General features: G+C 71.6%; 10 protein-coding genes. 8 read left to right on the forward strand and 2 right to left on the reverse strand.

What is annotated here, in order from left to right:
• Positions 1 to 218 precede the first annotated feature (218 nt).
• The gene (locus tag ACIGW4_RS34990) at positions 219 to 1,214 is read right to left on the reverse strand and encodes an ADP-ribosylglycohydrolase family protein (protein WP_123451307.1); all 996 of its coding nucleotides are present in this window, start codon (positions 1,212 to 1,214) and stop codon (positions 219 to 221) included.
• A 252-nt stretch (positions 1,215 to 1,466) separates the two neighbouring features.
• Here ACIGW4_RS34990 and ACIGW4_RS34995 point away from each other — a divergent pair, with 252 nt between their 5' ends.
• The 3 genes from ACIGW4_RS34995 (at position 1,467) to ACIGW4_RS35005 (ending at position 8,745) form a co-directional block, all read left to right on the forward strand.
• Entirely contained in the window at positions 1,467 to 2,195 is a 729-nt protein-coding gene (locus ACIGW4_RS34995; RefSeq protein ID WP_123451305.1) for a VIT1/CCC1 transporter family protein, read from the forward strand.
• 534 nt (positions 2,196 to 2,729) lie between these two features.
• Positions 2,730 to 7,292 carry a glutamate synthase large subunit gene (gltB, locus tag ACIGW4_RS35000; RefSeq protein WP_123451302.1) on the forward strand — a complete coding sequence of 1,521 codons (4,563 nt, stop codon included), beginning with the start codon at positions 2,730 to 2,732 and terminating at the stop codon, positions 7,290 to 7,292.
• Positions 7,285 to 8,745 (forward strand): glutamate synthase subunit beta, encoded by a 1,461-nt coding sequence (locus ACIGW4_RS35005; RefSeq protein ID WP_123451300.1) that lies wholly within the window; start codon positions 7,285 to 7,287, stop codon positions 8,743 to 8,745. Before gltB ends, ACIGW4_RS35005 begins: the two co-directional genes overlap by 8 nt.
• Before the next feature lie 100 nt (positions 8,746 to 8,845).
• Here the strand turns inward: ACIGW4_RS35005 and ACIGW4_RS35010 are convergent, their stop codons facing one another.
• Positions 8,846 to 9,964, reverse strand: a complete 1,119-nt coding sequence (locus ACIGW4_RS35010; RefSeq protein ID WP_359591805.1) for an LLM class flavin-dependent oxidoreductase — start codon at positions 9,962 to 9,964, stop codon at positions 8,846 to 8,848.
• An 86-nt stretch (positions 9,965 to 10,050) separates the two neighbouring features.
• Between ACIGW4_RS35010 and ACIGW4_RS35015 the strand changes: the two genes are divergently transcribed.
• From ACIGW4_RS35015 to ACIGW4_RS35035, 5 genes are all read left to right on the forward strand, one after another.
• A complete protein-coding gene (locus ACIGW4_RS35015) occupies positions 10,051 to 10,656 on the forward strand; it encodes a PadR family transcriptional regulator (RefSeq protein WP_398712639.1) in 606 nt (201 codons plus the stop codon).
• Complete coding sequence (locus ACIGW4_RS35020) at positions 10,637 to 11,356, forward strand: vWA domain-containing protein (protein WP_399585521.1); 720 nt, start codon at positions 10,637 to 10,639, stop codon at positions 11,354 to 11,356. The genes ACIGW4_RS35015 and ACIGW4_RS35020 overlap by 20 nt, the downstream gene beginning before the upstream one ends.
• A gap of 158 nt (positions 11,357 to 11,514) precedes the next feature.
• Positions 11,515 to 11,895, forward strand: a complete 381-nt coding sequence (locus tag ACIGW4_RS35025; RefSeq protein ID WP_359591804.1) for a VOC family protein — start codon at positions 11,515 to 11,517, stop codon at positions 11,893 to 11,895.
• A gap of 104 nt (positions 11,896 to 11,999) precedes the next feature.
• Positions 12,000 to 12,569, forward strand: a complete 570-nt coding sequence (locus ACIGW4_RS35030; RefSeq protein ID WP_399585524.1) for a pyridoxamine 5'-phosphate oxidase family protein — start codon at positions 12,000 to 12,002, stop codon at positions 12,567 to 12,569.
• A 41-nt stretch (positions 12,570 to 12,610) separates the two neighbouring features.
• Positions 12,611 to 13,249 (forward strand): TetR/AcrR family transcriptional regulator, encoded by a 639-nt coding sequence (locus ACIGW4_RS35035; protein WP_399585526.1) that lies wholly within the window; start codon positions 12,611 to 12,613, stop codon positions 13,247 to 13,249.
• The last annotated feature ends 62 nt before the right edge of the window (positions 13,250 to 13,311 follow it).

The following is a 13,311-nucleotide window of genomic DNA, read 5'->3' on the forward strand; positions in this document are numbered from 1 at the left end:
CCCTCGCCCTGCGGGACGATTGCCCACAGCGGGGGTGGCGTCCACGGCGGAGGTGGTGTCCACAGCAGGGGTGGCGCCCGCAGCGGAGGCGGCGGCGTTGCTCGTCGCAGGGGTGGCGCTCGATGCGGCGGCGGAGGTGTCCGCGGCAGTCGGGGTGACGGCGGCAGTGGCTGCGGCGCCGGTGTCGACGCCGTCCGTCGTTCTGAGGTCCGCGTTCATCAGGACTCTCCCTCCGACGTGAGCAGGTCCGCGATGTCCAGGACGTGGTAGCCGCGCATCGAGGGGAGGCAACTGCCCGTCACCGGGGCGATGGCCGAGGCCCATTCCTCCGGGATGGCGCCGGTCCCGCCCGCCGCGCCCGCCAGGGCGCCCGCCACCGCCGCCGTCGTGTCGGCGTCGCGGCCCATGTTGACGGCGGTGAGGACGGCCGTGCGGAAGTCGCCCCGGGCCGCCGCGAACGCGCCGAACGCCAGGCCCACCGCCTCCGGCGCCAGGTCCGTCCACGGGTAGCCGCCGATGACGACCGCCGAGCGGACCTGGCGTTCGCGGGTGAGCGGGTCCGGCTGGACGCGCTGGGCCGCGACGACCGCGCGGCGCAGCGAGCGGGCCGTCCACGAGTCCATGGGGACCACGGACAGGGCCGCCGCGATCACCGAGGTGACCGTCGCTCCCGCCATCGCCGCCGCCACGCCCGCCGCCACCGCCTGGCCGCCGTAGATGCCCTCGCCGTCGTGGCTGACGCTGCCGTCGATCGCGACCAGCCGGGCCGCCTCCGCCGGGCGTCCGGCGGCGAAGACCCCGAAGGGTGCGGCGCGCATCGCGAGGCCGTCGCTCCACGCGTGGCGGTGCTGGGCGGAGATGGGGGCCGCCAGGCCGCGGCGGAGGTTCTCCAGGGTGCCGCGTTCGGAGAAGCCCGCCCCGCGGAAGGGGCCCTCGTCGAGGTCGGCGATCCAGTGGTGCCAGGCCCGTTCGACGTGGTGGACGGTGAGGGCGGAGCCGTGCCGGGCGAGGAGCAGGCCCGAGAAGACGGCGTACTCCGTGTCGTCGGTGCCCGCCGGGCTGTCCGTCACGAACCCTTCGATGCGGCCCCAGCGGCGGCGGATCTCGGAGGGCCGCATGTTCTCGGCGGGCGCGCCGAGCGCGTCGCCGACGGCGAGGCCGAGGAGCGCTCCTCTCGCCCGTTCACGCGTGTCGCAGGCCGTGCTGGTCACCATCTCGCGCCCCTTCCTCGACGGGGGCGCCGACAGCGGCGCCCCGATGCCTGGATCTGTGCCACCACGGGCCGCGAACTCGCCGAAGAAACGTCTCTGTCACCCGGCTGACACCCCGCCAGGTTGGGTTGCCCTCACTGAGGCGGGCCTTAGTAAGTACGGCCTGGCTTGCTGGCGCGCCCCTTACATCGGGCGTATTTTCGAGGTGTTGGGGGCGGCGGGTGCGACCCGGCCCGCCGGAACGAGGGGAGAGCCATGTCCATCATCGAAGCTCAGGCACCACTGCACGAGGCCCACCGCGACAACCACACGCACCGCGACGTGAACGGCGGTTGGCTGCGCCCGGCGGTGTTCGGCGCGATGGACGGCCTCGTCTCGAACCTCGCCCTGATGACCGGTGTCGCCGGCGGCGCGGTCTCCTCGGGGACCGTCGTCATCACCGGCCTCGCGGGGCTCGCGGCCGGCGCCTTCTCCATGGCGGCCGGCGAGTACACCTCCGTCGCCTCGCAGCGCGAGCTCGTCCAGGCGGAACTGGACGTCGAGCGCCGCCAGTTGCGCAAGCACCCGGTCGACGAGATGGAGGAGCTCGCCGCCCTCTACGTCTCCCGCGGCGTCGAGCCCGCGCTCGCCCGCGAGGTCGCGATGCAGCTGTCGAAGGACCCCGAGCAGGCGCTGGAGATCCACGCCCGCGAGGAGCTCGGCATCGACCCGGAGGACCTGCCGTCACCGATGGTCGCCGCCGTCTCGTCCTTCGGCTCCTTCGCGCTCGGCGCGCTCCTCCCCGTCCTGCCGTACCTGCTCGGGGCGACCGCGCTCTGGCCGGCCGTGCTGCTCGCGCTCGTCGGGCTCTTCGCCTGCGGCGCCCTGGTGGCCCGGGTGACCGCCCGCGGCTGGCTCTTCAGCGGTATGCGCCAGCTCGTCCTGGGCGGTGCCGCCGCGGCCGTCACGTACGGGCTCGGCATGCTCTTCGGGGCCGCGTTGTAGCCCCACCGGGGCAGGTGCGGATTCCGTGGCCGACGGGTGCGGATTCCGCACCTCCGGAGAAGACCGAGAGGCCCCCGAGGGGGGCCTCTCGGTCTTTTCAGGGTGCCTTTTCGGCACATATGCTCTCGAAGCAGCTGTGACGTATATCCCTGGTCCGATCCACCGAGGCGATGAGACACTATGCGGGACGCCACATAAGTAGCCGGTTACTCGGCGGTTTCGAACCCGTGACCAACGGGAAAGAGGCCTGAGCGCCATCGGGCAACGAAGCCCACTCCCAGTGACGGGTCACCGGAGTCCCGAAGAACCTCCGGGCTCGATCCGTCCCCGCGGGACAGCTCCTGTCGCCGCACCCCCACAGGTGAACCCCATAGGTGAACCCACACCATCGCTGCGTATCGGCGATGTCCGCATGTTGGAATGAGCTATCCACTTCGCGAGAAGCCAGCCATCATGTAACCTGCACGAAATTTCGCGGAGGGCCAACGTCGTCCCTCGGCAGTTGCATATGCCACGACGACGACGGGAGAGCCGATGCGTTCCGACGCCTGGTCGCCCATGGACGGTCGCCCCGCTGCTCAGGGGATGTACGACCCCCGTAACGAACACGACGCCTGCGGTGTCGGGTTCGTGGCCACCCTCACCGGTGTAGCCAGCCACGCGCTGGTCGAGCAGGCGCTGACCGTACTGCGCAACCTCGAGCACCGCGGCGCCACCGGCTCCGAGCCCGACTCCGGCGACGGCGCCGGCATCCTGCTCCAGGTCCCGGACGCCTTCCTGCGCGAGGTCGCCGGATTCGAGCTCCCCGAGGCCGGCGCGTACGCCGTCGGCATCGCCTTCCTCCCCGAGGACGGCACCGACGAGACCGTCGCCGCGATCGAGGCCATCGCCGCCGAAGAGGGCCTGAACGTCCTCGGCTGGCGCGAGGTCCCCGTCGCCCCCGAGCTGCTCGGCGCCTCCGCCCGCGCCACCATGCCCGTCTTCCGCCAGCTCTTCGTGGCCGACGGCACCAGCACCGGCATCGCGCTCGACCGCAAGGCCTTCGTCCTGCGCAAGCGCGCCGAGCGCGAGGCCGCGACGTACTTCCCGTCGCTCTCCGCCCGCACCATCGTCTACAAGGGCATGCTGACCACCGGCCAGCTGGAGCCCTTCTTCCCGGACCTGTCGGACCGCCGCTGCGCCACCGCCGTGGCCCTGGTCCACTCCCGGTTCTCCACCAACACCTTCCCGAGCTGGCCGCTGGCCCACCCGTACCGCTTCGTCGCCCACAACGGTGAGATCAACACCGTCAAGGGCAACCGGAACTGGATGACCGCCCGCGAGGCGCAGCTCGACTCCACCGCCTTCGGCGAGGGCTCGCTGGAGCGGATCTTCCCGATCTGCACCCCCGACGCCTCCGACTCGGCCTCCTTCGACGAGGTCCTGGAACTCCTCCACCTCGGCGGCCGCTCCCTGCCGCACGCGGTCCTGATGATGGTCCCGGAGGCGTGGGAGAACCACGAGACCATGGACCCCGACCGCCGCGCCTTCTACCAGTACCACTCCACGCTGATGGAGCCCTGGGACGGCCCGGCCTGCGTCACCTTCACCGACGGCGTCCAGGTCGGCGCGGTCCTCGACCGCAACGGCCTGCGCCCCGGCCGCTACTGGGTCACCGACGAGGGCCTCGTCGTCCTCTCCTCCGAGGTCGGCGTCCTCGACATCGACCCCGCCAAGGTCGTCCGCAAGGGCCGCCTCCAGCCCGGCAAGATGTTCCTCGTCGACACCGCCGAGCACCGCATCGTCGAGGACGACGAGATCAAGGCCGCCCTCGCCGCCGAGCACCCCTACGCGGAGTGGCTGGAGACCGGCGAGATCGAGCTCTCCGACCTCCCCGAGCGCGAGCACATCGTGCACACCCACGCCTCGGTCACCCGCCGCCAGCAGACCTTCGGCTACACCGAGGAAGAGCTCCGCGTCATCCTCGCGCCGATGGCCCGCACCGGCGCCGAGCCGATCGGCTCCATGGGCACGGACTCGCCCATCGCGGCCCTGTCGTCCCGCCCGCGGCTGCTCTTCGACTACTTCACGCAGCTCTTCGCGCAGGTCACGAACCCGCCGCTGGACGCCATCCGCGAAGAGCTGGTGACCTCGCTGCGCTCCTCGCTCGGCCCCGGCAGCAACCTGCTCGAGCCCACCGCCGGCTCGTGTCGCAGCGTCACCCTGCCCTTCCCGGTGATCGACAACGACGAGCTGGCCAAGCTCATCCACATCAACGCCGACGGCGACATGCCCGGCATGAAGGCCGTCACCCTCTCCGGCCTCTACCGGGTCTCCGGCGGCGGCGAGGCCCTCGCCGCCCGCATCGAGGCCATCTGCGCCGAGGCCGACGCGGCGATCGAGGGCGGCGCCCGCCTGATCGTCCTCTCCGACCGGCACTCCGACGCCGAGCACGCGCCGATCCCCTCGCTGCTGCTCACCGCGGCCGTCCACCACCACCTCATCCGCACCAAGCAGCGCACCAAGGTGGGCCTGCTGGTCGAGGCCGGTGACGTCCGCGAGGTCCACCACGTCGCCCTGCTCATCGGCTACGGCGCCGCGGCGGTCAACCCGTACCTCGCCATGGAGTCCGTCGAGGACCTGGTCCGCGCCGGCACCTTCATCGAGGGCCTGGAGCCCGAGCAGGCCATCCGGAACCTGATCTACGCCCTCGGCAAGGGCGTCCTCAAGGTCATGTCCAAGATGGGCATCTCCACCGTCGCCTCCTACCGCGGCGCCCAGGTCTTCGAGGCCGTCGGCCTCGACGAGGCCTTCGTCGCCACGTACTTCAACGGCACGGCCACCAAGATCGGCGGCGCCGGCCTCGACGTCGTCGCCAAGGAGGTCGCCGCCCGCCACGCCAAGGCGTACCCCGTCTCCGGCGTCCCCTCGGCGCACCGCGCCCTGGACATCGGCGGCGAGTACCAGTGGCGCCGCGAGGGCGAGCCGCACCTGTTCGACCCGGAGACCGTCTTCCGCCTGCAGCACGCCACGCGCACCAAGCGGTACGACATCTTCAAGAAGTACACGGAGCGGGTGAACGAGCAGTCCGAGCGCCTCATGACGCTCCGCGGCCTCTTCGGCTTCGCCACCGAGGGCCGCACCCCGATCTCCATCGACGAGGTCGAGCCGGTCTCCGAGATCGTCAAGCGCTTCTCCACCGGCGCCATGTCGTACGGCTCCATCTCCCGCGAGGCGCACGAGACGCTCGCGATCGCCATGAACCGGCTGGGCGCCAAGTCCAACACCGGTGAGGGCGGGGAGGACCCGGAGCGCCTGTACGACCCGGCGCGCCGCTCCGCGATCAAGCAGGTCGCCTCCGGCCGCTTCGGCGTCACCAGCGAGTACCTGGTCAACGCCGACGACATCCAGATCAAGATGGCCCAGGGCGCCAAGCCCGGCGAGGGCGGTCAGCTGCCCGGCCACAAGGTCTACCCGTGGGTCGCCAAGACGCGTCACTCGACGCCCGGCGTCGGCCTCATCTCGCCGCCGCCGCACCACGACATCTACTCCATCGAGGACCTGGCCCAGCTGATCCACGACCTCAAGAACGCCAACCCGGTCGCCCGCATCCACGTGAAGCTGGTCTCCGAGGTCGGCGTCGGCACGGTCGCCGCCGGTGTCTCCAAGGCCCACGCGGACGTCGTCCTCATCTCCGGCCACGACGGCGGAACGGGCGCCTCCCCGCTGACCTCGCTGAAGCACGCGGGCGGCCCCTGGGAGCTCGGCCTCGCCGAGACCCAGCAGACGCTGCTGCTCAACGGCCTGCGCGACCGGATCGTCGTCCAGACCGACGGCCAGCTGAAGACCGGCCGCGACGTCGTCATCGCCGCGCTGCTCGGCGCCGAGGAGTTCGGTTTCGCGACCGCGCCGCTCGTCGTCTCCGGCTGCGTCATGATGCGCGTCTGCCACCTCGACACCTGCCCGGTCGGCATCGCCACCCAGAACCCGGTCCTGCGCGACCGCTTCTCCGGCAAGGCCGAGTTCGTCGTCAACTTCTTCGAGTTCATCGCCGAGGAGGTCCGCGAGCTCCTCGCCGAGCTGGGCTTCCGCACCCTCGAAGAGGCCGTCGGCCACGCCGAGCTGCTCGACACCAGCAAGGCCGTCACGCACTGGAAGGCCCAGGGCCTCGACCTGGAGCCCCTCTTCCACGTGCCCGAGCTGCCCGAGGGCGCGGTCCGCCACGCCCTGATCGAGCAGGACCACGGCCTGGAGAAGGCCCTCGACAACGAGCTGATCCAGCTCGCCGCCGAGGCCCTGAACGCGCCCTCCGCCGAGGAGGCCCAGCCGGTCCGCGCCCAGGTCGCGATCCGCAACATCAACCGCACGGTCGGCACCATGCTCGGCCACCAGGTGACGAAGAAGTTCGGCGGCGCCGGCCTCCCGGCCGACACCATCGACATCACCTTCACCGGCTCCGCCGGCCAGTCCTTCGGCGCCTTCCTGCCGGCCGGTGTCACCCTCCGCCTGGAGGGCGACGCCAACGACTACGTCGGCAAGGGCCTCTCCGGCGGCCGTGTGATCGTCCGCCCGGACCGGGGCGCCGACCACCTGGCCGAGTACTCGACCATCGCGGGCAACACCATCGGCTACGGCGCGACCGGCGGCGAGATGTTCCTCCGCGGCCGCACCGGCGAGCGCTTCTGCGTCCGCAACTCCGGCGCCCTGGTCGTCTCGGAGGGCGTGGGCGACCACGGCTGCGAGTACATGACCGGCGGCACGGCGGTCGTCCTCGGCGAGACCGGCCGCAACTTCGCGGCCGGCATGTCGGGCGGTGTCGCCTACGTGATCGACCTCGACCGGGACAACGTCAACTCCGGCAACCTGGAGGCGGTCGAGGCCCTGTCGGACACCGACCGGACCTGGCTGCACGACGTCGTGCGCCGCCACTTCGAGGAGACCGGCTCCACGGTCGCCGAGAAGCTCCTCGCCGACTGGGACGCCGCGGCGGCCCGGTTCAGCAAGATCATCCCCACCACGTACAAGGCCGTGCTCGCCGCCAAGGACGCCGCTGAGCTCGCCGGTCTCTCCGAGGCCGAGACCACCGAGAAGATGATGGAGGCTGCGTCCCATGGCTGACCCCAAGGGCTTCCTGACCACCGGGCGCGAAGTCGCCCAGACCCGACCGGTGGGCGAGCGCGTCAGGGACTGGAACGAGGTCTACGTCCCCGGCTCCCTGCTGCCGATCATCAGCAAGCAGGCCGGCCGCTGCATGGACTGCGGCATCCCGTTCTGCCACAACGGCTGTCCCCTCGGGAACCTGATCCCCGAGTGGAACGACTACGCCTACCGCGAGGACTGGTCGGCGGCGCAGGAGCGCCTGCACGCCACCAACAACTTCCCGGAGTTCACCGGCCGTCTGTGCCCGGCACCGTGCGAGTCCGCGTGCGTGCTCGGCATCAACCAGCCGGCCGTCACCATCAAGAACGTCGAAGTCTCCATCATCGACAAGGCCTGGGACGCGAACGACGTCAAGCCGCAGGCGCCCGAGCGCCTCTCCGGCAAGACCGTCGCCGTCATCGGCTCCGGCCCGGCCGGTCTCGCCGCCGCCCAGCAGCTGACCCGGGCCGGACACACGGTCGCCGTCTACGAGCGGGCCGACCGCATCGGCGGTCTCCTCCGCTACGGCATCCCCGAGTTCAAGATGGAGAAGCGGCACATCAACCGCCGCATCGAGCAGATGCGCGCGGAGGGCACCAAGTTCCGCACGGGCGTCGAGATCGGCCGCGACATGCCGGCGACGGCGCTGCGCAACCGGTACGACGCGGTCGTCATCGCCGCCGGTGCCACCACCGCCCGCGACCTGCCCGTCCCGGGCCGGGAGCTGAACGGCATCCACCAGGCGATGGAGTACCTGCCGCTCGCCAACAAGGTCGTCGAGGGCGACTTCGTGGCCCCGCCGATCACCGCCGAGGGCAAGCACGTCGTCGTCATCGGCGGCGGCGACACCGGCGCGGACTGCGTCGGCACGGCGCACCGCCAGGGCGCGGCCTCGGTCACGCAGCTGGAGATCATGCCGAAGCCGGGCGAGGAGCGCAGCGCCGGCCAGCCCTGGCCGACCTTCCCCATGCTCTACAAGGTCACCTCGGCGCACGAGGAGGGCGGCGAGCGGGTCTACTCCGTCTCCACCACCCACTTCGAGGGCGACGAGGACGGCAACGTCCAGTTCCTCCACCTCGTCGAGGTCGAGTTCGTCGACGGCAAGCTGACCCAGAAGCCGGGCACGGAGCGGAAGATCCCCGCCCAGCTGGTCACGCTCGCGATGGGCTTCACCGGCACGGACGTGGAGAACGGCCTGGTCGCGCAGTTCGGCCTGGAGCTGGACGAGCGGGGCAACATCGCCCGCGACGCGGACTTCGCCACCAACGTCGACGGCGTGTTCGTCGCCGGTGACGCCGGCCGCGGCCAGTCCCTCATCGTCTGGGCCATCGCCGAGGGCCGCTCCGCCGCCCGCGGCGTGGACCGCTACCTGACCGGCGCCAGCTCCCTGCCGGCCCCGATCCGCCCGACGGACCGTGCCCTGACGGTCTGATCCGGCCCCTCCGAACGTCCCGCACAACGACGTGCGGAACTGAGCGCAGCGCCCCCTGAATGTCCCCGACCGGACGACCTGGGGGCGCTGCGGCGCGTTCCTACCGGGGCCCGCGGAAACGCGGGATGACGTGCTCGCCCCACTGCCGGATCGTCTCCAGGCAGACCTCCTGCGGCACCGTGCCCATCTGGATCAGGCACATCACCTCGTCGACGCCGATCTCCCGGAGCCGCTCGACGTAGGCGATCGCGGTGGCCGCGTCCCCGTAGGCGTGGTCGGTGTTGTACGTGCCCGTGTCGACCGGCCGCGCGGGGACGTCCGCCTCGTGCAGGCGGGCGATCAGCTTCTGGCGCTGCTCGTCGAGCGCCCCGGTGTGGTCCTCGTCCTCCGCGTGGCCCGTGGGGGCGGGGGCCCCGCCGTACCAGTGGGCGATCGACTCGGCGAAGAAGCGCTGGCCCCGGGTGCCGAGCCGGAGGGCGCGGGCGGCGTCGTCGAGGACGATCGTCGGGCAGAGGGCGGAGAAGTGGTCGTTGACCTCGGTGGAGACGAACCGGGATCCGTCCCTGGCGCCGATCGCCTCGTCGTACACCGCGCGCATCGCCCGGACGTCCTCGGCGCCCGCGAAGCCCATCACCAGGGCGCCGATGCCGAGTTCGGCGGCCTGCCGGAGCGACTCGTGCCGCGAGCAGGCCATGAAGAGCGGCGGGTGGGGCGTCTGCACGGGGCGGGGCAGGACCGCGCCGGGGCCGATGTCGAGGGTGCCGTGCCACTCCAGCTCCGGTTCCCGCCAGGCCGCGGCGAAGATCCGCAGGGCCTCCTCGGTCTGCGGGCGGGTGTCCTCCGGGCGCACCCCGAACATCCGGGTCTCCTGGCGGGTCGCGCCCCGGCCGGCGCCCACGTCGACCCGGCCGCCGGAGAGCACGTCGAGCATGGCGGCGCGTTCGGCGACCCGGACCGGGTGCTGGTAGCCGAAGGGCATGGTGACCACGCCGTGGCCGACGCGGATGGTCCGGGTGCGGGCGGCGACCCAGGTCAGGAAGATCTCGGACGCGCTCATGTGGGCGTACTGGACGAGGGAGTGGTGCTCGACCGCCCAGATCCGGTCGAAGCCCATCTCCTCGGCGAGGACGGCCTGTTCGACGCAGTCGTGGAGGACCTGGCGTTCGCGGGCGGGGGTCGGGTCGACGAGCTGTGCTTCGAAGATCATGGAGAACTTCACGGGAGCTCCTCCCCAGGCGTCTATGCCTAATCGAAATACTTCTAGCAGGCATAGAGGGAGGGGGGAAGGGCCGTAGACTGCCGACCGTGGTGGACTCCGTGGTGGACCGAGAAGGCGTGCCGGGACTTCCCGCGACCAGCTGGGCCGTGCTCGGACTGCTGTCCCACGGGCGGGAGTTGTCCGGCTACGACGTCAAGAAGTGGGCCGACCGGTCCCTCGGCCTCTTCTACTGGAGCCCGTCCTTCAGCCAGGTCTACAGCGAGCTCAAACGCCTGGAGAACAGCGGCTACGCCACCTCGCGGCTCGTCGCCCCCGAGGCCGGCACCCGCGACAAGCGCGTCTACCGCATCACCGGCGAGGGTCTCGACGCCGTCCGCACCTGGGCCCGCACCGCCCCCCTCGACCCGCCCGTCCTCAAGCACGGGCCGATGCTCCGGCTCTGGCTCGGCCACCTCCTCGAACCCGAGCGGATGCGCGAGATCCTGGCCGCGCACCGGGAGTACGCCGAGCGGATGCGGCGGCGCGCCGAGGCGGACGTGGCGGACGCGGGGGCGGACGAGGCGTGGGCGTACCCCCGGCTGACCCTCGCGTGGGCCGAGCGGTACTACGCGGCCGAACGCGACCTGGCCGACGCCATGCTCGCGGACATCGAGGAGTTGGAGGGGAACGGCCATGGCACTGAGCCTGCGTAAGGTCGAGGAGACCGCACCCGCCCTGGTGAGCCTCTACAAGGAGGCCGGGGCGTCGCTGGCGCGGCACGGGATCGGCGGACAGCGGGTCGCCGTCTACCTCGTCATCGACTACTCGGGCTCCATGAAGCCGTACTACGCGAACGGCACCGTGCAGGCCCTCGCCGACCGGGTCCTCGGGCTCTCCGCGCACCTCGACGACGACGGACGGGTGCCGGTGGTCTTCTTCTCCACCGACGTCGACGCGGAGACCGAGATCCGGCTCGACGACCACACCGGCCGGATCGACCGCATCGTCGCCGGTCTCGGCCACATGGGGAAGACGAGCTACCACCTCGCCATGGACGCCGTCATCGACCACTACCTGGACAGCGGATCCACCGCGCCCGCGCTCGTCGTCTTCCAGACCGACGGGGGGCCGATCAACAGGCTCGCCGCCGAGCGGTACGTCTGCAAGGCGGCCCGGCTGCCGATCTTCTGGCAGTTCGTCGGCTTCGGCGACCCCGGCAGCCGGCAGTTCGAGTTCCTGCGCAGGCTCGACGACCTGGCCGTGCCGGCCAAGCGCCCCCTCGACAACGCCGGCTTCTTCCACGCGGGCCAGGACCCGAACCGGGTCCCGGACGCCGAGCTGTACGACCGGCTCGTCTCCGAGTTCCCGGCCTGGCTCGCCGCCGCCCGGGCCCAGGGCGTCGTACGGTCATGAACCCGAGACCGCTCCCAGGCGCGCGAACCGCTCCTCGTCGAGGCGGGCGAACCGCTCCTCGCCCGCGGCGCTCGGGGCGGTGACGGAGGGACGTCAACTCCGGTACGGAGAAAGGTAATCCGCTCGCCCCCGATGTCGCCGCAGGCGATCATGGGGCCATGACCTCTCTCGTGCGACACGTGACCATCGACTGTGCCGACGCCTACTCCCTGGGGAGCTTCTGGGCCGCCGTCCTCGACGCCGAGCTCTCCGACGACGACAAGCCCGGCGACCCGGAGGCGCTCGTCGAGTCGCCCGGTGCGAACCTCCTCTTCATCAGGGTCCCCGAGGGGAAGACGGTGAAGAACCGCGTCCACCTCGACCTCCAGCCGCAGGACCGCACCCGTGACGAGGAGGTCGAGCGGCTGCTCGGCCTCGGCGCCACCCTGATCGACGACCGACGGAACGCCGACGGCACCGGCTGGGCCACCATGGCGGACCCGGAGGGCAACGAGTTCTGCGTGGAGCGCAGCGCGGCGGAGCGCGCCGCCACCGCCTGAGACGCGTCACCGGAGTAATCCGGACAGTGGTTGTCGGGTATCCGGTGTCTCCTGGATCCATGGAAGACACAGCCATGGAAGACACGGCCATGGAAGACACAGCCATGAAAGACACGGCCGTGGAAGACACGGCCGCGCGGGGCACGGCTCCGCGCGGCGCGGTCGTGCGAGACACCGGGACCACCTGGCCGGCCTTCGAGGCCGCCGAACCCGAGCTCGCCGCGACCGTGCGGGAGCGCTTCGGCCAGTACACCCACCACGCCCTCGCCACCGTCCGGAAGGACGGCTCGCCGCGTCTCAGCGGCATCGAGGCCGACTTCCGGGGCGGGGAGCTCTGGCTGGGCATGATGCCGAACTCCCGCAAGGCGCTCGACCTGCGCCGCGACCCCCGGTTCGCGCTGCTCGCCAACCCGGGCCCCGGCACCGACATGGGCGGCGGGGACGTCCGGATCTCCGGCCGCGCGGTCGAGGTCACCGACCCCGGGATCCTGGACCGGTACGCGGCGGAGACGGGTGCGCCGCAGCCCTTCCACCTCTTCCGGGTGGAGCCGACCGAGGTCGTACGGACCTGGGTGGAGGGCGAGGAGATCTGCTTCCGCAGCTGGGCGCCGGGACGCCCGACGCGGACGCTCCGGCGCGGCAACGACGACAGCCCGCCGCGCCAGGAGCCCTGACTCCCGGGTGGGCCGGTGCGCGGGGGGACCAGAATGGGCGCGTGCCGAACACTGCAAGCAAGAAGAAGACCCAAGTGAGCGGGGGGCCCGAGCGGCGCCGTGAACTCCTCGACACGGCGGCCGAGGTGTTCGCCGCCCAGGGGTACAACGCCACCACCGTCCGCAAGATCGCGGACGCCGCCGGGATGCTCGCCGGCAGCCTCTACTACCACTTCGACTCCAAGGAGTCGATGCTCGACGAGATCCTCTCCACCTTTCTGAACGAGCTGTGGGAGGGGTACGACGCCGTCCTCGGCGCCGGACTCGGTCCCCGCGAGACCATCGAGGCCCTCGTCACCGAGTCCTTCCGGGAGATCGACCGGCACCGCGCCGCCGTCGCCATCTACCAGAAGGAGTCCCAGCACCTCGTCGACCAGCCCCGCTTCGGCTACCTCGTCGACTCGCAGCGCAGGTTCGAGGAGGCCTGGCTCGGAACCCTGGAGCGCGGCGTCGCGGACGGGGTCTTCCGCGCCGACCTCGACGTCCGCCTGACCTACCGCTTCGTGCGCGACACCGTGTGGGTCGCCGCGTCCTGGTACCGGCCGGGCGGACAGCACAGCCCGGAGGAGATCGCCCGCCAGTACCTGTCCATGGTCCTGGACGGAATCGCCGTACGCGGCCCCGGGGCGGGAGGGCCCTGAGACGTCCGGGACGGGGCAGGACGGGAGGGCCCTGAGACGTCCGGAACGGAGCAGGACGGAAG

The sequence above is a fragment of the Streptomyces sp. NPDC053513 genome (assembly GCF_044544765.1).
Classification (GTDB): Bacteria; Actinomycetota; Actinomycetes; order Streptomycetales; family Streptomycetaceae; genus Streptomyces; species Streptomyces litmocidini.